This is a genomic window from Xanthomonas sp. AC360, assembly GCF_979258225.1.
Genome location: NZ_OZ409846.1, coordinates 4922671 through 4946118, shown reverse-complemented (window position 1 = coordinate 4946118; position 23448 = coordinate 4922671). Strand labels below are relative to the sequence as shown.

25 protein-coding genes, 1 other RNA gene and 2 pseudogenes are annotated in these 23448 nt (G+C 64.3%); 10 read left to right on the top strand and 18 right to left on the bottom strand.

Translation table 11 applies throughout. The features are described 5' to 3' along the window. Window positions 1–33: 33 nt before the first annotated feature. Window positions 34–1455 (bottom strand): multidrug transporter subunit MdtD, encoded by a 1422-nt coding sequence (gene mdtD / locus ACZZ0O_RS21335; protein ID WP_463591781.1) that lies wholly within the window; start codon window positions 1453–1455, stop codon window positions 34–36. 692 nt (window positions 1456–2147) lie between these two features. Here mdtD and ACZZ0O_RS21330 point away from each other — a divergent pair. Next, window positions 2148–3686, top strand: coding sequence for a helix-turn-helix domain-containing protein (locus ACZZ0O_RS21330; protein WP_463591780.1), 1539 nt, complete (start codon window positions 2148–2150; stop codon window positions 3684–3686). Here the strand turns inward: ACZZ0O_RS21330 and ACZZ0O_RS21325 are convergent. The 17 genes and pseudogenes from ACZZ0O_RS21325 to ACZZ0O_RS21245 all read right to left on the bottom strand — a co-directional run bounded on the left by ACZZ0O_RS21325 (window position 3683) and on the right by ACZZ0O_RS21245 (window position 16984). Next, window positions 3683–5467 (bottom strand): hypothetical protein, encoded by a 1785-nt coding sequence (locus ACZZ0O_RS21325; protein ID WP_463591779.1) that lies wholly within the window; start codon window positions 5465–5467, stop codon window positions 3683–3685. The two genes, ACZZ0O_RS21330 and ACZZ0O_RS21325, sit on opposite strands and share 4 nt — an antisense overlap. 40 nt (window positions 5468–5507) lie before the next feature. Beyond that, on the bottom strand, window positions 5508–6194 hold the full coding sequence (locus tag ACZZ0O_RS21320) for a glycoside hydrolase domain-containing protein (RefSeq protein ID WP_463591778.1): 687 nt from the start codon (window positions 6192–6194) through the stop codon (window positions 5508–5510). 42 nt (window positions 6195–6236) lie between these two features. After that, window positions 6237–7295: an NUDIX domain-containing protein gene (locus tag ACZZ0O_RS21315; RefSeq protein WP_463591777.1), complete on the bottom strand. Its 1059-nt coding sequence runs from the start codon at window positions 7293–7295 to the stop codon at window positions 6237–6239. Between the two features lie 4 nt (window positions 7296–7299). Then, complete coding sequence (locus tag ACZZ0O_RS21310; protein ID WP_463591776.1) at window positions 7300–7932, bottom strand: hypothetical protein; 633 nt, start codon at window positions 7930–7932, stop codon at window positions 7300–7302. Further along, on the bottom strand, window positions 7929–8942 hold the full coding sequence (locus ACZZ0O_RS21305; RefSeq protein WP_463591775.1) for a hypothetical protein: 1014 nt from the start codon (window positions 8940–8942) through the stop codon (window positions 7929–7931). Before ACZZ0O_RS21305 ends, ACZZ0O_RS21310 begins: the two co-directional genes overlap by 4 nt. A gap of 88 nt (window positions 8943–9030) precedes the next feature. Beyond that, window positions 9031–9378, bottom strand: coding sequence for a hypothetical protein (locus ACZZ0O_RS21300; RefSeq protein WP_055850379.1), 348 nt, complete (start codon window positions 9376–9378; stop codon window positions 9031–9033). A 79-nt stretch (window positions 9379–9457) separates the two neighbouring features. After that, the gene (locus tag ACZZ0O_RS21295; RefSeq protein WP_082473490.1) at window positions 9458–10108 is read right to left on the bottom strand and encodes a RebB family R body protein; all 651 of its coding nucleotides are present in this window, start codon (window positions 10106–10108) and stop codon (window positions 9458–9460) included. After that, entirely contained in the window at window positions 10105–10323 is a 219-nt protein-coding gene (locus ACZZ0O_RS21290) for a RebB family R body protein (RefSeq protein WP_228324248.1), read from the bottom strand. Before ACZZ0O_RS21290 ends, ACZZ0O_RS21295 begins: the two co-directional genes overlap by 4 nt. 50 nt (window positions 10324–10373) lie before the next feature. Beyond that, complete coding sequence (locus ACZZ0O_RS21285) at window positions 10374–10661, bottom strand: hypothetical protein (protein WP_463591774.1); 288 nt, start codon at window positions 10659–10661, stop codon at window positions 10374–10376. A 148-nt stretch (window positions 10662–10809) separates the two neighbouring features. Next, window positions 10810–11088, bottom strand: a complete 279-nt coding sequence (locus ACZZ0O_RS21280; RefSeq protein ID WP_104614476.1) for a RebB family R body protein — start codon at window positions 11086–11088, stop codon at window positions 10810–10812. 52 nt (window positions 11089–11140) lie between these two features. Then, window positions 11141–11407 carry a RebB family R body protein gene (locus ACZZ0O_RS21275; protein ID WP_055849430.1) on the bottom strand — a complete coding sequence of 89 codons (267 nt, stop codon included), beginning with the start codon at window positions 11405–11407 and terminating at the stop codon, window positions 11141–11143. A 30-nt stretch (window positions 11408–11437) separates the two neighbouring features. After that, window positions 11438–11707: a RebB family R body protein gene (locus ACZZ0O_RS21270; RefSeq protein WP_055849433.1), complete on the bottom strand. Its 270-nt coding sequence runs from the start codon at window positions 11705–11707 to the stop codon at window positions 11438–11440. Window positions 11708–11745: 38 nt separating this feature from the next. Beyond that, the gene (locus tag ACZZ0O_RS21265) at window positions 11746–12033 is read right to left on the bottom strand and encodes a RebB family R body protein (RefSeq protein WP_055849437.1); all 288 of its coding nucleotides are present in this window, start codon (window positions 12031–12033) and stop codon (window positions 11746–11748) included. A 1012-nt stretch (window positions 12034–13045) separates the two neighbouring features. Next, a complete protein-coding gene (hemE, locus tag ACZZ0O_RS21260; RefSeq protein ID WP_055849442.1) occupies window positions 13046–14110 on the bottom strand; it encodes a uroporphyrinogen decarboxylase in 1065 nt (354 codons plus the stop codon). 13 nt (window positions 14111–14123) lie between these two features. Then, the gene (locus ACZZ0O_RS21255) at window positions 14124–14375 is read right to left on the bottom strand and encodes a WGR domain-containing protein (RefSeq protein ID WP_039414382.1); all 252 of its coding nucleotides are present in this window, start codon (window positions 14373–14375) and stop codon (window positions 14124–14126) included. Window positions 14376–15333: 958 nt separating this feature from the next. Continuing rightward, window positions 15334–16445 (bottom strand): annotated as a pseudogene (gene aroB / locus ACZZ0O_RS21250) (3-dehydroquinate synthase). Then, window positions 16442–16984, bottom strand: a complete 543-nt coding sequence (locus tag ACZZ0O_RS21245) for a shikimate kinase (protein WP_055850381.1) — start codon at window positions 16982–16984, stop codon at window positions 16442–16444. Before ACZZ0O_RS21245 ends, aroB begins: the two are co-directional and overlap by 4 nt. Window positions 16985–17188: 204 nt before the next feature. On the opposite strand from ACZZ0O_RS21245, the gene pdxH reads away from it, so the two are divergent. From pdxH to ACZZ0O_RS21200, 9 genes and pseudogenes are all read left to right on the top strand, one after another. Continuing rightward, window positions 17189–17788: a pyridoxamine 5'-phosphate oxidase gene (pdxH, locus tag ACZZ0O_RS21240; protein WP_463591772.1), complete on the top strand. Its 600-nt coding sequence runs from the start codon at window positions 17189–17191 to the stop codon at window positions 17786–17788. A gap of 335 nt (window positions 17789–18123) precedes the next feature. After that, window positions 18124–18540, top strand: a complete 417-nt coding sequence (locus ACZZ0O_RS21235) for a YjfI family protein (protein ID WP_055849451.1) — start codon at window positions 18124–18126, stop codon at window positions 18538–18540. Window positions 18541–18552: 12 nt separating this feature from the next. Further along, entirely contained in the window at window positions 18553–19326 is a 774-nt protein-coding gene (locus ACZZ0O_RS21230; RefSeq protein ID WP_115513536.1) for a PspA/IM30 family protein, read from the top strand. Window positions 19327–19392: 66 nt separating this feature from the next. After that, a non-coding RNA gene (locus ACZZ0O_RS21225) (sX9 sRNA) lies at window positions 19393–19468 on the top strand. 31 nt (window positions 19469–19499) lie between these two features. After that, the gene (locus tag ACZZ0O_RS21220) at window positions 19500–20579 is read left to right on the top strand and encodes a potassium channel family protein (RefSeq protein WP_463591771.1); all 1080 of its coding nucleotides are present in this window, start codon (window positions 19500–19502) and stop codon (window positions 20577–20579) included. Continuing rightward, a pseudogene (locus ACZZ0O_RS21215) lies at window positions 20576–21252 on the top strand (YjfK family protein). Before ACZZ0O_RS21220 ends, ACZZ0O_RS21215 begins: the two are co-directional and overlap by 4 nt. 34 nt (window positions 21253–21286) lie before the next feature. Next, complete coding sequence (locus ACZZ0O_RS21210) at window positions 21287–21691, top strand: DUF350 domain-containing protein (RefSeq protein ID WP_115513533.1); 405 nt, start codon at window positions 21287–21289, stop codon at window positions 21689–21691. A 13-nt stretch (window positions 21692–21704) separates the two neighbouring features. Beyond that, complete coding sequence (locus ACZZ0O_RS21205) at window positions 21705–22277, top strand: DUF1190 domain-containing protein (protein ID WP_463591770.1); 573 nt, start codon at window positions 21705–21707, stop codon at window positions 22275–22277. Between the two features lies 1 nt (window position 22278). Beyond that, window positions 22279–23445, top strand: a complete 1167-nt coding sequence (locus tag ACZZ0O_RS21200; protein WP_463591769.1) for a glutathionylspermidine synthase family protein — start codon at window positions 22279–22281, stop codon at window positions 23443–23445. The last annotated feature ends 3 nt before the right edge of the window (window positions 23446–23448 follow it).

Genomic DNA, 23448 nt, shown 5'->3' with positions numbered 1-23448 from the left:
TTTCAACGCGTCCGCGCGAAGCCGTTGTGCCGATTACTCGGCCACCGCTTCCACGTCCTTGGGATGCGGCCGTGTGTCGGCCAGCTGCCAGAAGATCAGCGTCGACGTCAGGGTGATGCCGCCCACGCACAGGAAGGTGGCATGCAGTGCCGCAGTGGCGCCGTGCGTATCGCCCAGATGGGTGTTGAAGGCGGCCAGCAGGCTGCCGGCGGCGGCGGCGCCGAAGCCGGTGGCCAACATCATCACCATCGACAACAGGCTATTGCCCGGGCTGGCCTGATCGCGATCCAGGTCGCGCAAGGTGACGGTATTCATGACGGTAAATTGCAGCGAATTGACACCGCCGAAACAGGCTAGCTGCAGCAGCCGTAACCACAGCGGTTGGCCCACATCGACCAGTGCGAAGCTGGCCATCGCCAGCCCCACCAGCACGGTATTGATCATCAAGGTGTTGCGATAGCCGAAGCGTCCGACCAGCGTTACCGCCGCGCGTTTTGCCGCCATGCCGGCCAGCGCCACCGGCACCATCATCAGCCCGGCATTCATCGGGCTCATCTCCAGGCCCACCTGCAGCAGCAACGGAATCAAGAACGGCATCGAGCCACTGCCGACCCGCGCAAACAAGTTGCCCAGAATGCCGATGCGATAACTCGCCACCTTGAACAGCGCCAACGGGAACAGCGCGTTACCGGTATTGCCGGCATGCAGCCAATAGCCGGCCAATGCAGCCAGCCCGCCGATCGCCAGCAACATCACAAACGCATGCCGCAGCCCGAGTTCGGAAATGCCATCCAGCGCCAGCGATAGCGCCACCATGCCGAACGCGAGCATCAGATAGCCGACCAGATCGAAGCGCCTGCGTGCATCGCCGTAGTGGTCCGGCATGATCTTCAGTGCGGCGATAAAACCGATGACGCCGATCGGCAGGTTGATCAAAAACACCCAGTGCCAGGACGCTACTTCCACCAGCCAACCGCCCAAGGTCGGGCCGATCAGCGGGCCGATCAGCGCCGGAATGGCGATAAAACTCATGGCGCGCAGGAAGTCCTCGCGCGCCACCGTCTTGAGCACCGCCAGCCGGCCCACCGGCAACAACATCGCACCGCCGATGCCTTGCACGATGCGCGCGCCCACCAGCTGCGGCAGCTGTTGCGCTGCTGCGCACAGCAACGAGCCCAGCGTGAACACGATGATTGCGGCCAGAAAGGTACGCCGTGTCCCGATGCGATCCGCGATCCAGCCCGATGCCGGGATGAACATCGCTACCGCCAGCGCGTAGCTGAAAACCACCGACTGCATCTGTAGCGGGCTCTCGTGCAGGCTGCGCGCCATCGACGGCAATGCCGTATTGACGATGGTCGCATCCAGCATCTGCATGAAGATCGCCAGCGATACCAGCCACAACAGCGGCTTGATGGTGGCGTAGCCACGCAGGATGGGGGCGGGCTGGGACATGGGGATCGCCATCGGAAGGACTGCGCATTGTCTCAGCGCCGTTGTGCAGAAAGTCGCAACGGTGTGAGCATCTGATCAGAACGTGCATGTCCTGCGGACTGCACAGTGAAGGGTCGCCCGAGGTGTTGCCGAGCTGCTTGCAGGGGGGCGGTCGATTCCGATGCCCCAGTCTGCACCGTGGCGGACGCCTTGCGACCCAGCGCTGCGTCACTGCTCCCGATGCCTTGCATGGCGCACTGCATCGCAGTGTCTTGGCATCAGCGTATCCGCTAACGCCGCCCGCTTGCTCGGCGCAATGCGGGCTCGTTTGCACGAGTGGTTGCTGGAGATCTTCGCAGCACGCCATCGCCATGCCGGCAACGAATGAGACGAGCCTCACCCAATGGACGATAGGGGCAGCCACATGCCACGAATGGTCGGGACAGGCACCAGGCAGCGTGTTAATGCCCAATATGGCTTTGCAACAAGCGTCTGATTCGCTGGCGACTACTTGGTGCCTCCAACGGGTCCAGCCAACGCAAGCGAGGTTCATCCCACAGTGCGATGGATCGATCGAGCGGGACACGCGGGGAGCATTGGATTATCGCGAAAAGCCGAGTCGTTTCTTGGAGCGTTGCCGACGGTCTGGTCAGGGATGGCGCGACTTGGGTATGGCCGCCTTCTGAGCGCGCCAGTATCGAGTCGGACTATCAATGAAAAAGCAGGTCTTTGATGTATTACGGCGCGCCTATCTTCCGGGCGATCCCCTGGCAACAATGCTCGGAAAAATCGCCGCGGAACTGGCGCAGAGCGAACTCTTGAACGATGCGACATGCGCGTTTTTCGGGGTGGAGGGCAGCGATGCGCCGGCTCCGGATCTGACGAACGGGCAGACGACGATCACCCATGATTTTCCTGTCCAGCATGCCCATCATGTTCTCGGCACACTGAGAGTGACGCCGGCCCAGGGCGGTATGACCACGCAGGCGATGACGTTGTGCCAGCGAATCGCCACCTGTTGTGCCTATCTGATCAAGCGTGATGCCGCGCGGGCCTGGGCGGAAGATCGATTCGATCGGTCGTTGTTTGTGGCAGGCGTGTGCGAACAGGTCTGGATGGTCGATGCGTTCGTCGAGCGTGCCGCAGGCAGTCGCTTGCCGGTCATCGTGCGTGGTGGGTTCGGCACCGAGAAAGAGGAAGTGGCCGTCTTGCTGCATGCAACGGGGCCCTGGCGAGATGGGCCATTCGTCGCGGTGGATTGCGACGATGCGGATGGCGACCCGTCGGCCTGGTTCGAGCGCGCGGCCGGCGGAACGCTGTACTTGCAAGGGGTGGATGAGCTCGACGCAGCGCTGCAGCGTCAGTTGTCGCGGTGTCTTCGGGGGCGGCACGGCAGCTGGTCCGCCTCGGGTGCCGATATTTTCACCCGAGTGATCGCGTCCACCACTGCCGATCTGTCGCAGCGCGTGCGCGCGGGGCAATTCTCGCGTGCGCTGTTGTCGCAACTCGATGTGCTGTCGATCGAGCTTGCCGCGTTGTGTGAGCGGTTGCCGGACATCGCGTTTCATCTCGAGCGCGTGCTGGAGCGGCACGGCTTCGATTCCCGGCAATGGGTGACTGACACACTGATGGATGCCGTGACACAGTATCCATGGCCCGAAAACCTGCTGGAACTGGAGCGGGTGGTGCTGCGCCTGGCGGTCATGACCGCAGGCAGGCCGATCCAGCTCGCCGATCTCCAGCAACATGCACCTCGCCTGGCCGCAAGCCTGCTGCAAGGGCAACAGCGTGTCGCGGGCTCAGTGCCATCGCAGCCGGACGATGGTCCGCTCGCGCCCACGCTACCGGCAGCGCCTGTCGATTGGATCGATGGTCTTCCGCACCGTCCAGGTCAACGCCTCGCCACCTTGCATGACGCCCTGCGGCGGGCCCTGGTCTATCTCGGCGCGCATTACGCCGAGCCGCTGACCCTGGGCGATCTGGCGCGACAGGCGCACGTCAGCCAGTCACATCTGGGTTTTCTGTTCCGCGAGGAGCTGGGCACCACGTTCAAGCCGCTGCTGCAGCAGCTTCGTATTGAGAAGGCCAAGGATCTGCTGCAGCGCGAGCAGAAACTGCGTGTGACCGAAGTGGCGCTGAAGGTCGGCTTCGGCGACTTGAGTCATTTCGAAAAGAGTTTTCGACGGCTGGTGGGTGTCAGTCCACGCGCGTTTCGCAACGCGCGTGGACAAGGAGATGTGACTACGGTTTAAGCCTGAGGTAATAGGGTTTTGATGGCATCGTGCTGTTTGGACAGCCGTTCACGCAGCACGAACTCGTCGACCAGCGCCGCAGCCGCCTTGCGCTGGCCGTCGATATCCAGCAGCGCTGCGTAAGCGCTGCCTTGACCGGCTGGGCCAGAGTGGAACGGCGCCTGCGCGTCCGTGGCAGTAGTGAGGGTCAAGAACGCCAGTACGATTTTTTCGAACGGTGGCTGTTTGGCATTGATGAACACCACCAGTGTGCATTCGTAGCTGATGCCTCCCACGCGCGGCGTGTTGTGCGGTTGGGCCAGAACCTGGACGTCCTCGCCAAGCCACTGTCCTACGGCGTGCTCGAATGCAGCAATGTCCAGTGCCTGCAGCTGTTTGTAGCTGACCCGTGCCACCGCTGCCATGTCCACGCCGGAAAAGCGCAGCTGATCGACAGCCAGATAGGGGCTTTGTGCGAGGGTGCTCATCAACAGCAGATCGTCGCTGAAGGCGGCCGAGAGCAGGACCGGCGCGGTAAACGCATCCGACAGCAACGTGAGCAGGGTGCCGGTGCCGTGGCGTGCGGCAAGAATGCGCGCGCGCGTTGCGTCGGTCGGCTGTCCATTGGCATAGTCCGGCGCCGCCTGCGTGGTGCGTGCGCGCACCGAGGCCATCAACGCGTTGACCAGCGTGGCGGCATCGTCGCCTAACACGCCTACGTGTCTGCCAGCCATCCCGGCGAGCACGCCCTGAAAATGCGGCAGCTGAGCGGCGGATGCGTACCAGGCGTGAATTGCGGCGACGCGCTCGCGGCGCTTTGCTTCCTTGTGCGCACCGAGTGCCAACGGATCGCTGGCGATCTCGCACAACATCAGCAGGTTCTCGCGCAGATGGTAGTCCAGATCCGGCAGCGGCAATTGCCAGCGTTCCTGTTGGCCAGCAGCGGTGGCGATGGTCAGGTGCCCATTGCCTATTTCCGACCAGATTGCGATTGCCTCGATCGTATCGCGGCGTGGCACGCTGACATCGATCAGTTCCATCAGGATGCCGCGTGGACTGGCCGGCTGCGAAACGATGTGGTCGGGGTAGCCTTCGATCAGCGTGGCGTGCCAGGTGTAGCCCAGTCGATAGAGAACAAAGGGCTTGATCCCATCGTTCAGCACGATACCCGGTGGGGAGGGCATATCGCGCTCGCCGAGTTTGGCGATTTCCACACCGGTGTAGGCAGACAAGCCGGTGCGGTCGCGGTCGAAGACACGGCGAAAGGTTTGCGGCTCGTCGCACTTGAGCAAACACCCCACGTCGGTCGTATGCGGAGGCCATTGGGCACGTGGAATGGGGTAGACCTGCTGTGCCAACGGCGACGCGTTAGGCGCAAGCAGGCTGAGCTCGAACGCGATGAGCACGCCGGCCTTTTTCATTTCATCGACGACGATGTCTTCGATCTCTGCATGCAGCGCATCCTGCACGGAGCCGGGAAGCCAGGGGTCGATCGCTACCTGCGTGTCCCAGTCCGAGCTACCCGAGTCGAACAGGTGCTGGTCTTGTCCCTGCAGCAGATCCATGCAGGCGGTGAACGCGTTGCCGCCCTTGATGTAAAAACGGGCCAGCGGTTGGTCGGCGCGCAGCATGAAACGTTCGCGTAACTCGATGCACAGACTCGCGATCCGATCCTGGATGGTGCCCAACGCCTGGATCACCGTCGAGCGCACGTTGGGATAGCGTGCCGCGTCGTTGATCCGCTTGGTCAGCTCGCCGCTGATCGCACGGCGCAGGTCTTCTTGTTCGGGAGATTCCTTCATGGCTTGGCCTTGTCTGCGAACCTGTGGAAAAGATCTGTGCTCACGGCGTGCTCGGATCCGCGACGGCCGAATGACTCAGGTCGATTTCCAGGTCATCGCAGGGCGTGCCGGGCAGCGACAGCACCGCGTCCTGCTCGAACTGCCAGAGCGCAGCGTGCGCATAGCCGCAGCCGGCCGGATCTGATGCCGTCAGCGTGCGAATGTCGCCGGCATAGGGATGCGTGCCGACGCTCGCGACACGCCATGCCCAGATCTGCGGACTCGGCCCCGGCGCCAGATCGGCCACCAGGTCCGCTGCCAGCACATGCGAGCAATACAGCCCCGGCGCATAACCGGCGTCAGCCAGTGCGACGATCCAGGCACGGATGTAGGCGATCGCAGCGGCGCCGGGGCGGCTGCCGTCCTCCCAGTCCAGGTAGACGGTGGCGCCAGTTGGAAATCCTTCGCTGGCGGCCAACGCGGCGGCCTGCGCGCCGTCGATGCCGCCCTGCTCGGCGGTCACAAAGTGCGCGCCTGGGCCAGTGGTCTGCTGGCCCAGATAGACCGGTGCCAATCCCCAGCCCTTGGCGACCAGCGTCGGCCGCCATCCCATCCAGCCGGTATCGGCATGGCTGGGCGCCGGTGCGAGGTAATAGCCGCACCAGGCAAGGCTGGTATTTGTCTTCAGCCAGGCCAGCGCGGGCAGGCCCGGAAAGCGGTCGGCGTCGAAGCCGGTGTGGAAGGTCATGGTGAAACTCCGCGTCGAGGGGAGGAAGCGTCGAGATCGGAATCAGGGAGATGTCTGCAGATACGTGGCCATTTGTGCGTACCAACCAATTGCCTGGCTTTCTCTTCGCGGCCAAGTGTCGTCACGAGTGGTTGGATAAGGCGGGCCTGGCTTGGGTGGATAGGCGAGTTTTGCGCTGACGTAAGCGCCTTCCTCGATGGTCTGCGGCGCCAACGGCTGGTGGACGCCGAGGTAGTGGGTCACTTGCGATCGATCGATGCGTTGCACCGAGGCGATCTCCCAATCGCACACCGCACTTGCGTTCGGTCGATTGGCGCCGACTCGCGACCTGATCGCCCGATTGATGACATCCACGATGCCATCGAGTGCAGCCGTGCTCTTGAAACGCACCAGCTGGAAAGCGTTCCCACCGGGATCCTTCAGTTCGATGTCGAGATCCCGCAAAAAGTCGGCGGGATTTTCAACAGCGAAGCCGGTTTCCTCGCTAAATTCGCGCCGCGCCGCCTGTTCGGGAGATTCCCCGGGATTGAGACGGCCGCCAGGCAGTGCCCACTGGCCAGCCTGGTTCACGATTGCCAACGGTTTTTGCCGGGCCCATTCCCGCATGTCGCTTGCCAGCGTGTCGGCCTCCACGCATGCAGCGTTCCATTGCAGAGGATCGCTGCCGGCGCCTTTGATTTTCGCTTCCAGCGATTCGCCTGTCTTTGTACGAGACGAGCTCGGTCCGAACTTCACCCTGAGCAGGTGGCCGGCGCCCTCCATGGCCTTGTCGGTGACTGCATCGCAACTTGGACTGTCGGTGCAGGCATTCTGGTATGCAAGACCGAGTGCCTGCGCTGCGCCGATGTAGGCTGCATCTTTCTCCCGCAGGCCGTTGGCGGCTAGCCACGCTCCTCGCAGGCAGTTTCGAGCACTGTCCCAGTCGGCATCTGGAAAGGGTGGGCTGACACCGGCTGCATTCGCAGTGATTTTGCACAACAGCGCAACCGCTTCCACCGCCAACACCGGTGCGGACTGATCCCCCCACCAGTTGTTGAAATAGCGTTTGCGTGCGATCAGATAGGTGCCCGCTTCATCCCACAACGCGGCATAGACCTGCATGGCCTCAGCCTCCGTTCGATGGCGATCCTGCGGCCGGCTGCGATGCCGCTACTGTCGCCGCCATCGCCTGCTCGGCCTGCTGCTGCGCGGCGGCAACGGCAGCGGTTGCGGCTTCATCGGCCTGCTGCAATGCCTGACGGGATGCATAAACCGCCTGCTCGTTGTCGGTGACGGCGGCGGTTGCGGCCTGCATCGCCGCCTGTACGGCCCTCTCGCTGGCGGCTATTGCCTGTTCGACCTGAGCTTGTGCGGCCTGCAACGCGGCATCGATTGCCGATGGCTCAGGCGGTTGCGCAGTACTCGCGGTTGGCGCTGCAGCGGTCGTGGCTGCTGGGGTCGGAAGGGTGTCGTCGGACATGTCGGTGTCTCCTGAAGTGGAAGCGGGTTGGAGCGGGGCAACGGCATCGCTTCGCGGGTGCTGTATCGGTGCCGGCAGCGATGCGGTATCGGGCGGGCGCTGCGCCGCGAGCGTGCGCAGCATCTCGTCCAGTGCGTGTTCGGCCTGCGTCATGCCCTGGCGTGCGGCAGCCAGGGCCGCGGCGCGTCCTGCGTGCACCGCGTTGCGGGCCGCGTCGGCGGCGCTGATCGTCGGCGGGGCCTGGTCTGTTGCCGCGGGAAGCGACGTTGGTGCGTTCACTCCGGCTCCTCTGCATCCTGGGGCATGCTCGCACTCATACTCGCACCCGCACTCGCTGGCGCCGCCCCGAAATCGCGGAGCGAGATGATGCCGTTGTTGACCTGTAGCAACGCAGCCAGAGTGTCGTTCTGCATGGCGAACACGCAGCTGTTGCCATCCTGGCCCAGCACGCCATGGCTGGGCCGGTTGGCCGCCAGGAATGCCTGCGCAGACTGCAGATAGAGGCGGACTGCATCGCTTGCTGCCTTGTTGTCGCCTTCGCCTTGGTAGCGGGTGTGTTGGACGATCTGCTGGGCGGCCAGCGATAACCGCGCGAAACCGATCTGGCGACCGCGCGCCAGCCATTCGGCAACACTCATTGCGACCTCGTTGGGCGAGGGCAGCCCCTGCACTTGTGGGCAATCCAGGGCAGCGAACAGCAGCGGCAGCAGTGTCTGTAGTGCCGAGGCCGCCGCAAGCGCGCGCTTGTCCTCAGTGGCGAGCGTGGCGGTGCAGGCCAGATAGAAGCGGTAGTAATCGCAAAATTCCAGCGGTGTGCGCGCCTGCTCGATGGCGAATGCGGCGGCCTCCTGTTGTAGCGCAGGCGTCACGTTGGCTGGCGGCGCTTCGGCGGCCAGTTGGCGCAGCGCCAGGCTTTCCTGCAGGTCCAGCGACTGGAACACTCCGGCGCCATCGACCTTCAACTGCGTCAGAAGACTACGGCCTGCGGCCAGGTCGCTTGCGGTAAACAAGGCATTGTCGTGAAAAATGCGCTGCAGCTGCGCTTTGACCACCGACCCGGTATCGCCGGATTCTGCCTGTGCGAGCGTGCCCAGGTCGGCCGAACTCAAGGTCATCAGCTTGACCGGGCTGACCTTCAGCGCCAGCTGCGGCAGCAAGGTCAGGCGCGAGCCATGCAGACCTTGCTGCACCTCGTCGAGCAAGCTGGTCTCGTCGGGGAAGTCATAGCGCGCCCCGGGCGATTGGATCGCCCAGTCCAGCCATTGCGTGCCTCCATCAATAAAGGCCATGGCCTGCCTTCCCAGTGACGACAACATTCTTGGCATCGAGATCAGGCGGCCTGCGACAGAAACGGACATTGCATCACTCCTTGTGGATTCAACCAGCGGGGAAATTCTTCAGCACCAGGCCTGCCGCCGAACCGATCCTGGCGAAGTCGTCGGTGGCGCCCTGCATCAGTGCCTGCGCCTGGACGAGCGCGACAACATATTTGTCGTCGCCGGTAGCCAGGTACTGCGCCATCGCCACGCCGACCGCGGTAGTCGCAATGGTCGAGACATTGCGCAGCGCATCGGTGGCGTCCTGTACTGCGATGGCAGTCGATTGCGCCACCGATTGATAGGCTTTGCCGGCTCCGCTTGTCAGTACGACCTGCGGGCTCATGGTCGCAAGCTGCACCTGGTTGATGACGTCGATGACCTGCGCATTGACCTTTGTCGGTTCCATCTTGGTTCCCATGGAAGGATCGGCCGCCTTTCAATGAGGCCTGGTGATAGGGGGGCAACACGCCATGTCCGTAGACGGTCTACGACTGAGGCGGTGGCGCAGGTGCAGGTGCAGAGCTAGATGTAGATGAAGGTGCAACAGGAGCAATAGGTGCAGATGCACGAACAGCTGCGGGAGTGACAACAACTGCAGTTGCGGGTGCAGCAGCAGAAGCATCAGAAGTGGCAGCATGATCTGAGCCGGCGCCGGGGGCGGGAGGACTGGTGGGCAGAGGGGGCGGCACGCTCAGTGCATGCACTTGCATCAGGTCGGCGGTTGCGGTCGCCGCGTTTGCCGACGCTCCCTGCGCTTGCGTTTTCAGCACATCGACGGCCACCTTGGCTTCTGCAGCGGCGGCGGCGATCAGCGCTGCCGGCGGAGGCGGCATCGGCGGCGGCCCAGGCAAGGGCGCGACTGTCGGTGCAGGGCCGGGTGGTGCGGGTGGCAACGGCGCTGGAACCGGGAACGGTGCCGAAATCATCTTGGCGCAGGCCGCGGTGATCGCTGCGGCATTGATCATGCCGGCGCCCTGCTGTCGGTTGACCGCGTTGTGCATCGCCATGCCCAGCGTCTCCAGCATCACGGCATCGAGCATGCCGAGCGCCTGCGCAGGTGCCTGACCGGTGGTCAGCGTCACGATGCTGCTGACGGCGTCGACGATCTGGCTGTTCACGGTACTGTCGTCGATCATGACGAAGTCGCTCCCTTCTGGATGATTAAGGCGAGAATCTGGGTGAGGGCCGCATCGGCAAGCACCTGTCCGCGTTGCTGGTTGGCGACGGCGTTTTCCATTGCCAGTGCGATCGAGTCCGCTAGCGCCAGATACGTCGCGCCCATTGCAAAAGCCGGGGCCTGCCCGATGGTCAGCGCCGCGCCCGTGGCGGCAGTGCCGACCAGGCTGGCCACGCTTGCGGCACGTGCGCTGGGCTGCATGACCGTGCGCTGGCGTTTGCGTGCTAGGCCAACAACGGCCTGCGCTGGGCAACGCTGACCGATGCCGCGAACAGGACGCTGGTCTGTGGCTCGTGTTTGCACGCGTACTGCAAGGCCACGCCGTTGTGTACGCGTTCGAGGAGTGCGAAATTGCCGTACGGCACGTCGATCACGCTGTCGGACTGCTGGCGGTAGACCAAGGGCTCAACGCCTGGAATCACCGGCAGGATGCTGTCGAACTCGACGTTCATCACCGCTTTTTGGTGCGGCGCGAACGTCGCCACGATGGTGCGGCCTCTGATCAGTCTCACAACCACGTCCAGGGTGTTGGACGTGGGGACATGATGTAGTTGCAACATGATGCGTCCTTTCTCGATACGTCCAGGGGGTAGGTCAGAGCGGCAATGGCAGTGCAGACCGGGCGCCGCTCTTGTGGCTGCAGCGGCGCCCGGTTGCCGATTACCGAAGCCCGGCGCTCAGGATTTCCCGGGTGGCGACGCCATCGGACGCGGTGTCGATCGCATACAGGGTGGACACACCCTGGGTCGTCGATGCCTGCATCGTCACGTAGGACTGCTGCTGGTTGTTGGTGGCGTTGTGGGCGGCGTTGGACAGCGCCTGGCTGGTGGCGACGAACAGATTACCCATTGCGATCGCCGGCGCATCGCCGAGGACCTTGGTGTTGACCTGGGAAACCGAATCGGTGATCTGGCTGTTGACGGCAGTCGGAAAGGCCATGGTGATAGCTCCTTGAGGTAGTGAAAGAATGAAGACGTTGCGGCGTTAGCGGTTAGCCGAGCATCTTCTTGGTGGCGGCACCCGTGGCGCCGGTATCGAGCGAATACAACAGCGAAACGCCCATCGTGGTGGCTGCTTGTGCGGTGATGTACATCTGCTGTTGCGCGAGCGTTGCGTTGTGGGCTGCGTTTGCCAGCGCCTGCGCGGTGGCCTGGTACAGATTGCCCATGGCTGCGGCAGGGGAACTTCCCAGTACCTGCAGGTTGGCCTGGGTGACCGAGTCGGTAATCTGGTCGTTGACGGCGGTGGGAAATGCCATGCGCGGATGTCCTTGGCGTCAGCCTGGCGATTAAACGCTCAGGATCTGCTTGGTGGTCACACCGGTGGTGGCGGTGTCGATGGAGTACAGCATCGCCACACCCATTGTGGTGGCCGACTGCGCGGTGACATAGCTCTGCTGCTGCGCATTGGTCGCGTTATGGGCGGCATTGGCCAGCGCTTGCGCCGTTGCCTGATAGAGATTGCCCATGGCGATTGCGGGCGCGTCACCCAGGACCTTGGTATTGACCTGGGTAACGGAATCGGTGATCTGGTTATTGACTGCGGTCGGGAATGCCATTTCTTGCTCCTTATGGTTCAGGGGTCGATGCGATTAACTCAGCCCAGGCCCTTCACGCCGGTGCTCAGGATCTGCTTGGTCGCCATCCCGGTGGTGGCGGTATCGATGGAGTAGAGCGTGGCGACCCCCATCGTGGTGGCCGACTGCGCCGTGACGTAGCTTTGCTGCTGCGCGTTGGTCGCGTTGTGCGCGGCGTTTGCCAACGCTTGTGCGGTGGCCTGATACAGATTGCCCATGGCGATGGCCGGGGCATCGCCCAGCACCTTGGTGTTGGCTTGTGTGACGGAGTCGGTGATCTGGTCATTGACGGCGGTTGGAAATGCCATGTGTCTCTCCTTGGAATGTGACGACGGTTGGAATGCTTGAAAAGCGCGACGGTGTCGAGGTTTGCCAGGTCGTTGGCCTGTCGAGAGAATGTGCAGTTCCACCGCATCACCGTGTCGCCACAATAGAGCGCCATCGATCGAAGAAATTGGGGTTAACGATGGCAATACCGGGGTTAACGACGTGAATGCTGTTCTGCTTTAGCGTTGTATCCGACTTAATGCCGGTTTTATCGAATCTTGCAGCGCGTTCAGCGGTAAACCGCGATGCGGTTTGCACTAAATCCCCGTAGAACCGACGGGAGCGCCGCAGTTGGCAATCGCGGTGATCTTTGAATGTTTTCCGCTTGATGGCTTTGCGTGTGCCAAGCGCCACAGGTTGTGCGCGCGATCGCGTTTGCGATGTGTGCCGGACGATCAAGTGCGTGTCGATCGATTGCTACGGTTGAGGCTGCTGACGAGTGCGCTGCCTGATCACCACGCCATGATTCGAGAGTGGGACATCGACGCATCGAATGTGGGCGGTGCGACGCCACTGATGCCCAGGGTGTGCGTCGGTAGGCGTTGCCAGCCGCAAGCGCATGAGCCTGTAATCGGTCCGATGTGCGGGACGATTGCAGATAGCGGTCCGTCGGTGCGGTGCACGCGTTGTACGCGGACTCTGGCCTGGGTGGCGCGGTCTTACGCGGTGCGCTGCGTCGCGTGGATGACATCAACGCAGATGGCGTGCGCGAGCACAGAGCGCTGCCACCAGTTGGCTGTAGGAGATGGACGGGAGCGCGCTGCAGTAAGTGACGACTGCTGCGAGCAGCATGCGTGTCTCGCCATTGGCTCAAAGAGCTGTCATCACGCTTTGCCGTGGTTTGTGGCTTGCTAACCGACAGGATTTTCGGCTTTTCTGTCCAGCAAGGTGCGTGTGCTGGTAAGCGCCATCAGTCGCTGCGCTGACCAGATGCATGCGCATAACCGAGCCATGATCGACAGCGAACATCGGCGCTGTCGATCACGCAATGCATCAGCGCTTGCTCAGGCTCTGCACCGCTTCCACCAGCACGCCGACGTGATCCGGATTCATATCCGGCGACATGCCGTGACCGAGGTTGAACACGTGGCCCTCGCGCGAGCCGCCGTTGCCTTGGGCGTAGCTGTCCAGGGTCTTGCCGACTTCGCTGCGGATCGCCTCGGGCGAGCCGTACAGCGTGGCCGGGTCCAGGTTGCCTTGCAGGGCGACGCGGCCGCCGGCGCGCTGAGCGGCGTCGGCCAGCGAGATGGTCCAGTCCACACCCACCGCTTCGGCACCGCTGGCGGCCAGGTCAGCCACGTAGGCGCCGTTGCCCTTGCCGAACAGCACCAGCGGAGTGCGCTCGGCGCCGTCGCCGCGTTCGAGTTCGCGCGCGATGCGGGTGAGGTAGGGCAGCGAAAATTCGCGGTACATCGCCGGCGACAGCACGCCACCCCAGGTGTCGAACACTTGCAGCGCCTGCGCACCGGCCGCACGTTGTGCAGACAGGTACGCAATCACCGCATCGGTCACCGTGCTGAGCAGGTGGTGCAGCACGTCCGGGGCATTGAAGGCCATTGCCTTGATGCGCGCGTATTCCTTGCTGCCGCCGCCTTCGATCATGTAGCAGGCCAGCGTCCACGGACTGCCGGAAAAGCCGATCAGCGGTACCGCGCCATCCAGTTCGCGGCGGATCAGGCGCACCGCGTCCATCACGTAGCGCAGCTCGGTTTCCATGTCCGGCACACCCAGGCGATGGATGGCGGCGGCATCGCGCACCGGGTGACGGAACTTGGGGCCTTCGCCTTCGACAAAGTACAGCTCCAGGCCCATCGCATCGGGGATGGTCAGGATGTCGGAGAACAGGATCGCCGCGTCCAGCGGAAACCGCTGCAGCGGCTGCAAGGTCACTTCGCAGGCGATGTCCGGGTTCTTGGCCATGCCCAGGAAGCTGCCGGCGCGCGCGCGGGTGGCGCGGTATTCCGGTAAGTAGCGGCCGGCCTGGCGCATCAACCACACGGGGGTGCGGTCCACGGGCTGACGGTTGAGGGCGCGCAGCAGGCGATCGTTCTTGAGCATGGGAGATGTGTCCTCAGCGCGGCGCGTCGGCGCCGCCGGTGATGAGTTGGAAGCCGCGTTTGAGTTGGGTATCGCGGGCCTTTTCGAACGCCCGGTCGGCCTCGTCCTGCAGCAGGTACTGGTCGCGTCGCAGTTGCGTGCGCCCACCGATCTGGCCGCTCTCGCGCAGCAGTTCCCAGCCACCGAACAGGTCCGGTTGCAGGGTCAGCTGGACGTAGCGGAGCGGCTCGTTGCCGCCGGAATCGTGTTGCAGGAGGATGCGCATGCGGCCGATTGTAGCCGGGCAGTGCTGAAGGCTGGGGGGCAGTGGGCGCGCCGTGCTGCTCCGCTTGCGAACGTCCAACGCGGGCAGTGGGGCGGAAATCGGTGCCGTGGATGCCTGACCGCGCGCAGTGGCCGCCGCAATCACCTTGGTGGCTGATGCGCTGTGCTGCGGTTGTCTGTACCTAGAAGCGCCCCCGGGCGCGCTGGGGTTTTATCGAGAAGGCCCTCGCGCCCAGGGGCGCTCCTACGAAGGCAGCGGTATCCAAAGGTAGCGGTGTCGCGCTTTATGTGCGTGGGGCTCTAGTCGTAGGAGCGCACCTGGGCGCGACGGAGATTTATCGGTGAGGCCCATCGCGCCCAAGGGCGCTCCTACAAGGCAACGGTATCCAAGCGCAGCAGTGGCGCGCTGTCACATGCGTCGGCCTCGTGGCCGGCGATCAGTTACGTGGTTGAAAAAGGCGTCAGGCCGGACGGTGCGCGGTTGATCGATGCACAGACGTTTCGCAGGAACGCCCTGGGCGCGATAGGGTTTTATCGAGAAGGCCCATCGCGCGCAGGCACGCTCCTACGAAGGCAGCGGTATCCAAAGGCAGCGGTGTCGTGCTGTAGGTGGGTTGGGCTGTGGTCGTAGGAGCGCACCTGGGCGCGATGGGGATTTACCGGTGAGGCCCATCGCGCCCAGGGGCGCTCCTACCAATGCAATGTCTTCGCGCTGTCAGATCAGTGGGCGTCGGGCCGGCGTCCGACGGCGGTGTTGCGTGGCCGTCTAGCAGTCCGTGCTTGTCTTTGCTGGCAAACGTCGACCTCAACCCAGCCAACCCCAGCTTCAATTAGCCGACACCACCCCAACCAGCCAACGCACCCTCAACCAGTCAACGCACCCTCAACCGGCCAAGGCCACCCCAACCAGCCAACGCAACCTCAACCAGCGAACGCAGCCTCAACCAGCCGACGCAACCTCACCCCGCCAGAATCCGCAGCACCGCCGCCTCGTCCACATCGGGCACCACTTCGGCCTTGCCGATGCCGCGCCACAGCACCAGGCGCAGGCGGCCGGCGACATTCTTCTTGTCCAGGCGCATGCGCCCCAGCAGGGCCTGGGGCGACAGGCCGGGGGGATCTCGGTGGGCAGGTCGAACTCTTGCAGCAGGGTGCGCAGCGCGTCGGTGTCCTGTGCGTCGCTCATGCCCAGCGCGGCCGACAGGCGCGCGGCCAGCACCATGCCTACCGCCACCGCTTCGCCATGGTTGAGGTTGTCGTTGCCGGGCGCGCCGTAGCCTTGCTCGGTCTCGATGGCGTGGCCAAAGGTGTGGCCGAGGTTGAGCAGGGCGCGCTCGCCCTTTTCCAGCGGGTCGCGCGCCACGATCTCGGCCTTGTGTTCGCAGCTGCGGGCGATGGCCTGTGCCAGCGCTGCCGCATCGCTGTCGAGCAAGGCGCGGCGTTCGGCGTGCAGCCACTGGAAGAACAGCGGGTCGCGGATGGCGCCGTACTTGATTACTTCGGCCAGGCCGGCGCGCAGTTCGCGGGCGGGCAGGGTGTGCAGGGTGTCGGTATCGGCGATCACCGCGCGCGGCGGATGGAAGGCGCCGACCAGGTTCTTGCCCTGCGGGATATCCACCGCGGTCTTGCCGCCGACCGACGAATCCACCATCGCCAGCAGGCTGGTGGGTAGCTGCACGCAGTCCACGCCACGCATCCAGCAGGCGGCGGCGAAGCCGGCCAGGTCGCCGACCACGCCGCCGCCGAGCGCGAACACGCAGGCATCGCGAGTGGCGCCCAGTTCGGCCAGCGCAGTGATGGCGGCGCCGAAGTTGTCCAGCGTCTTGGAGGCTTCGCCGGCGGCGATCACCAGCTCGCCCAGTTGCAGGTCCGGGCGCGCCTGCAGCAGCGCGCTGCGCACGCCGGCCGCGTAGTGCGGCGCCACCTGCGTGTCACTGAGCAACAGCACGTGGCGGCCGCGCACGTGGCTGGCCAGGCGCGCGCCGTCGGCCAGCAGGCCGGGAGCAATGGTGATGGTGTACGGCTGTGCACCGTCGACATCGACGCTGCGCGAGGAACGGGGAAGTGTCATGCGGGGGTACTCGACATGCGCCATTGCGCAGCCAGGCGCAGCACCAGCTGCGCGGTGGCCTCGGCGGGGGAGAAGTGATCGGTTTCCAGGGTGAGGTCGGCGACCTCCTGATACAGCGGGGTGCGATGCGCGGCCATCGCGTGCAGCACCTGCTCGCGGTCGGCGCGCTGAAGCAGCGGGCGATTGCGGTCGCGCGCCAGCCGGGTGAGTTGCGCCGGCACGCTCACGTGCAGATAGACCACAAACCCGCGCTCACGAATCCGCGCGCGGTTGAGCGGATCCAGCACCGCGCCACCACCGGTGGAAATGAGTTTGTTGTCCTGTTGCAACAGCGCCTGCAAGGTCTCGGTTTCATGCTGCCGAAAGCGCGCTTCGCCGTGCTGTTCGAAGATGGCGGGGATGCTGCTGCCCACGTGTTCGACAATGGCCTGATCCACATCCACAAACTCCAGCCCGAAGCGCTCGGCCAGGCGGCGGCCGATGCAGCTTTTTCCGGCGCCCATCGGGCCGATCATCACGAGATTGGGTGCGGGGTTCATGCGCACGGATCGTAGCATTCTGCACGCGCGGACCGGGCCGCCCGATGTGCGCTAATACCAGTGCGTCTTGCGCACGGCCGGTGCCTGCCGCAGCAACCGCGCACCCTTGGCAATGCCAACTGCGCAGGCGGCGACAGCCAGCCCATGCGACAAGCGCGTGCGATGCGCACACAATGGGCGCTTCTCCTGCTGCCACCTACCGTCATGCCCGATCTGTACGCAGAAGCGCTTGCCACCTTTACCGCGCTGTATGCCGAGGCGCAGAACAGCGCCGAGCTGGAAGCCAGCGCAATGACCGTGGCCACCGCCAGCGTGGATGGGCGGCCGAGCGCGCGCACCGTGCTGCTCAAGGCCTTCGACACGCGCGGATTCGTGTTCTACACGCATCTGGACAGCGCAAAAGGCCGCGATCTGCAGACCCATCCGCAGGCGGCGCTGCTGTTCTTGTGGCGCAGCTTGCGCGAGGCCGGCATCCAGGTGCGTATCGAAGGCGGCGTGCAGCTGGTGAGTGCGGACGAATCGGACGCGTATTTCGCTTCGCGCCCGCGCATGAGCCAGATCGGCGCGTGGGCCTCGTTGCAATCGCAGACGCTGGGCTCGCGCGAGGAGTTCGATGCGGCGATCGCCAAGGTCGAAGCCACCTTCGAAGGCCGTGAGGTGCCACGTCCGGACGGCTGGGGCGGCTTCCGGGTGGTGCCGCAGGCGTTCGAGTTCTGGTACGGCGCCAAGTTCCGCCTGCATGAGCGCTGGCGCTATGAGGCCGATGCGGCCAGCCGGTGGACCAAGCGGATGCTGTACCCGTAAGTCCGGCCATCTGCGGCGCGCTCGCGGGCGAGCCGCTGGCGCACGGTGCGGCATTGGCGCTGCGACGCCTGCCAAAGAGTGGGTGTATCCGGTCGGTGCCACGCACAGCGGCCTTGGCATGCAGGCGCGCGACGCCTGGCGCCCGGCCTCTGCCGCCCTGTCCGGACGCCTCGCTGCCCTGGGCAGACCGGGACCCGGCCGTGCTGCGCATCCGCCAAAGCCGCGGCACTGGATGCGGCATAACCGGTGCCAAACGGCACGTTCTGCCGGTCGCGAACAGTCTGTAGTATGTCCGCCCATCGCTTGACCATCGTTTCCAAAGGACAGGACATCGTATGACGCAGTACACCACTGTCGAATTGCACGGCCTGCTGGCCGAGCGCTACCGCGACCAGCCGATCGAGGTCGAGTTGATCGACGGGCTGGAACCGGCCATCAACCTCATCCTGGCCGACCACGGCGACATGCAGATCCAGGTTGCCGCCTCCGGCTCGCAGGTGTTCGTTTCCACACTGCTGGCCAACGCCGACCAGGTCAGCGACCGCGCAGCCTTCAACGACGCCTGCCTGCGGCTCAATCCGCTCAATCCCTTGTCCAACCTGGGCCTGGTCCAGGTCGATGGCAAGGATGCCTATGTGGTCTTCGGCGAGCTGTCGGCGTCGTCCACGCTCGACCAGATCGACGAGGAAATCCAGACCCTGGCGGCCAATACGCTGGATGCCGCCGAATCTCTCAAGCCGTTCTTTTCCTAAAGGCGTGTTGTCATGAGTATTTTTTCCAAACTGATCACGCTGCTGCGTGGCACCGCACATGAAACCGGCCAGAAAGCGGTCGACGCCAATGCGTTGCGCATCCTGGACCAGGAAATGCGCGATGCCGGCGCCCAGCTCACGCGCTCGCGCGAAGAGCTGACCAAGCTGATGGCACAGAGCAAGCTGGCGCAGCAGAAGATCGACGCGCGTGGCGGCAAGATGGCCGAGTACACGCGTTACATCGAAGGCGCGCTGGCCAAGAACGACGAAGCGCTGGCGCATGACGTGGCGGTCAAACTGGCCGCGCTGGAAAGCGAAGACGCCGGCGACAAGGCGTCCAAGACGTCGCTGGACCAATCGGTGGTGACGCTCAAGGCCACCATCCAGAAGACCGAAAACCAGCTGCGCGGCATGCGCCAGCAGATCGACACCGTCAAGGCCACCGACGCGGTGCAGAAGGCGCAGGCCGCCATCGCTGCGCGGCATTCCGGTGCCAGCAGCAAGATGGGCTCGGCACTGGAATCGCTTGAACGCATCAAGGCGCGCCAGGCCGAAACCTCCGCACGCATCGAATCGGCCGAAGAGCTCGAATCGTCCACTGGCGATGGCGATCTGAATCGGCGTCTGGCCGCAGCCGGCCTGATGGAAGGCGAATCCAATGCGGCCGCGGTGCTGGCACGCTTCAAGAAGCCGGCCGCCCAACTCGGCCACGACACCGCCAGCGGGACCGCGCCGTTGATCGGCCAGGTGCGCGACGTGCAGCAGGTTCCCCGCAGCGACAGCTGACTTAGAACAGCTGATAAAACGACTGTGCTCACCGCCAGGCGGGCGCGGCCGGTGCTCGGAATCCTCATGTACCACTCGTACACTCCGGTTCCTCCGCGCCGTCCACACCCACCTGACGACTGCTCACTACGTTTTGTTAGCCGCTCTTACAGCGGCACGGCACAGGACGCGCCATGATCATCGTTGGAAAGCTGTTCCGGGTCTTGCGGCGCCATGTGCGCCGCGTCAGTTGGGGCATGGTGGCGCTGGCGTTGCTGGCCCACATGGGCCTGAGCTGGGCGTTGCTGTGGCTGGCTGGCGAGCACAAGCTGGTCGGCCTGGATGCGTTTCCGTATTACTACATGACCACCGCCACCACCATCGGCTATGGCGACCTGTCGCCGGGCTCGGTGGCCGGGCGCTATATCGCCGCGTTCGTGTTGATGCCGGGCGCGGTGGCGTTGTTCGCCACGGTGCTGGCCAAGACCAGCGGCGTCCTCATCACGTTTTGGAGGCGCCATTCCATGGGCAAGATGGCCTACGCCGATTTGAGCGGGCACACCATTCTGATCGGCTGGCAGGGCGCGGCCTCGGCACGCTTGCTGGAGCTGCTGCTGTCGGACACCGCCACCGACGACGAAGGCGTGGTGCTGATCGCCGAAGGGGTCGCTGAAAACCCGATGCCCGACCATATGCGCTTTGTCGCCGCCGAGTCGTACACGCATACCGAGGTGTACCTGCGCGCCGGCATCGCGGGCGCGGCGCGGGTGATCGTCAACCCGCCGTCCGACGACCAGACCCTGGCCGCGGTGTTCGCGTTGATGGCGCATGCGCCGGGCGCGCATGTGGTGGCGCATTTCGACTCGGCCAGCGCCGCGCGCCTGGTCAACCACCATTACCCGGCCATCGAGTGCACGCGCCCGATGACTGCAGAAATCCTGGCCCGTGCCGCGCAGGACCCGGGCAGTGCCGCCATCACCGCCGAGTTGTTGTCGGTGGACGATGGCCCCACCCAGTTCAGTCTTGCCGTGCCTGCGAATTTGGATGCGCTGGATTACAGCCGGCTCGCCGCCGATTTCAGCCAGCGCGGCGCTTTGCTGCTGGGGCTGCGCGCGCCCGATGGCGCATTGCGCTTGAACCCGCCAGCACGTACCGCTGTCGCCGGCGGTGCCATGCTGTATTACCTGGCCGAACAGCGTGTGCCAGCGCAGGCGATTGCGTGGCAGGCACTGCGCGCCGCCGACCCCATTCCTGCATCGCCACAAGGTGTCTGACGATGAGTTTTTTCAGCAAGTTGTTCGGCCAACCGCAACCGCCACCGTTGCCCAGCTCCGGCACCGGCGCCATCGGGCATGCACTGCCGCTGGGCCTGCGCGTGGGGGGCAGGTGGCCATCGATACCACGCTGTATCGCATGGCGCCGGATGCCATGACCGCCGAGTTGCCGGGCGGCAATCAGGGCATTCCGTGCTATGGCCACGTCAATCTGGGCGATGGTTATTCGCTGCACCGGTTCTATCTGGACGACGATGCGTTTTTGCAGGTCACCACCGTGGGCGGCGATCTGGAGGCGATGAAGGCGTTCGTGTATTGCGAGACGGTGAACCCGCCGAGCAAGCAGGCGTTTCAGGAGTTCGTGATGCAGCACCCGCACCTGGGCGCGGCGCAGATCGAGTACGCCGGCAAACGCTGGGGGCGCGCCACACAATCCACCGACGACAGTGCACGCATTCCGCCGATCGCCTACGACGAGGTGCTGTACCGCTATCAGCCGCCGCGCCGCGATGGCGACCTGACCCATTACGCCATGCTCTACAGCCGCGATGTGCCAGAGCTGCAGCGCGAAGAATTTTTGCTGGTGACCGGCGAGGATTCCGGCCCCAACGAATTTTGCGTGACCTACGCAGTCGGTATCGACGTCACCGTCGCCGATCTAGACATCACCTGAGCGCGCGCTCGCCCTTCACTCAACCGGTCCTGTCATGAATCCGATCAATCTGCAAAGTTTTCTCGCGTTTCTTTCCTACTTCGGTACTGGCCTGGGCGTGTTGATCGTCGCGGTGGTGCTGGTGACCCTGGTCACCCCGCACAAGGATTTCACCTTGCTGCGGCAAGGCAATGTGGCCGCCGCCACCGCGCTGGCCGGCAACCTGATCGGGGTGGCGCTGCCGCTGCATTCGGCCATTACCCATTCTGTGAGTCTGATCGATGCCTTGATCTGGGGCGTGGTCGCCTGCGGCATCCAGGTGGTGGCGTATCTGCTGGCCAACCTGGTGGCCGGACGCATCTCGCGGCAGATCACCGACAACGTCGCCGCCGCCGGTATTTTTTCTGCCGGCGTATCGATCGCGGTTGGCCTGATCAACGCCGCGGCGATCACGCCGTAACGGAGCCTGCGCCATGAAGCGATCACGCAATCTCAAGCTCACCCTGATGGCGGCATTGCCGGCCGCGCTAGTCACCGGCTGCGGCTCGGAGCCGGAAACCGGCGTGGTGCTGCAGTCGGCCTCCGACTGCTACCAGGTCAAGCAGGAACAGAACGACATCCAGCAATGCCTCAAGGCCTACGACGAGGCGGTGGCCAAGCACCAGCAGGCCGCGCCGCGTTTCAACACGCGCTACGAGTGCGACGAACAGTTCGGTAGCTGCACTGCGGTGCAGAATCAGGGCCAGCAGAGCTGGATTCCGCCGATGGGCGGATTTTTGCTGGGCTACGCGCTGGGCAACATGACCGGCGGTGGCGGCTATCGTTACGGCGGCTCGATTCCGTTGTATCGCGATTACCGCAGCGGGGGCTATTACAAGCCCAATGGCGATCTGGCCAGCAATCGTATCGGCAGCGTGCGCGGACGTAGCGGCGCGACCGATATGCCGACGCGCGCGATCACCGTGTCGCGCTCAGGCTTTGGCTCCAGTGCGGCGGCACGCAGCTCGTTCGGCAGCGGCGGGCGCAGTTCCGGGTTCGGCGGCTGACATGCAACGCATCGCAATTGCCGAACGCCCGGATTGGCGCACGCAGGCCGAGTCGCTTGGTTTCCATTTCCACACCATCGACGGCGAGCCGTATTGGGACGAACGCGCGTACTACGCCTTTTCGCTGCGGCAGATCGAAGACGACATCGAGGCGCCCACCCAAGACCTGCACGACATGGCGATGCAGCTGGTGGACGAAGTGGCCGGCTCCGAGGCGCTGCTGACCAAGCTGGCCATCCCGCCGTTTTACTGGGACTGGATCGCCAACTCCTGGAAGAACCGCGACCCGCATCTGTATGGCCGCATGGACCTGGCGTACTCCGGCAACGGCCCGGCCAAGTTGTACGAGCTCAATTACGACACGCCTACCTCGCTGTATGAGGCTGCGTATTTCCAGTGGTTGTGGCTGGAGCAGCAGATCGCTGCCGGCGTGCTGCCAGCGGGCACCGATCAGTACAACCTGATCCAGGATCTGTTGTGCGAAACGCTGGGCGCGCTGGCGGTGGATGGCGCGTTGGGTGCGCAGATGCATTTTTCAGCGGTGCGCGATTCGCTGGAAGACCGCGCCACCGTGCGTTATCTGCGCGATTGCGCGCATCAGGTCGGCATTGCGACCGAAGAAGTCGCCATCGAAGACATTGGTCTGAGCGCCGAAGGCTGGTTCACCGATGACCAGGACCGCGTGATCCAGACCTTGTTCAAGCTGTATCCGCTGGAATTCATGATGGAAGAGCGCTTCGGCCCGGCGTTGATCGCCAACCGCGTGCGCCTGATCGAACCAGCATGGAAATCGGTATTGAGCAACAAGGGCATCCTGCCGCTGCTGTGGGAACGCCATGAAGGGCATCCCAATCTGCTGGCAGCGCGCTTTGCGCAGGCCGGCGAGGCACCCGCTGCCGGTTGGGTACGCAAACCGCTGCTCTCGCGCGAAGGCGCCAACATCGCGCTGGTCACCGCGCAAGGCGAGGCCGCACACACCGATGGCCCGTATGTGGACGGCCCGGCGATCCTGCAGGCGCACCACCCGCTGCCGGTCTTCGATGGCCGCCATGCGCTGGTGGGCAGTTGGGTGGTGGCCGATCGCCCCGCCGGGTTGGGCATGCGCGATGATGATGGTCCGATTACCCGCGACACCTCGCGCTTCGTGCCGCATGTGATCGTGGACTGATCT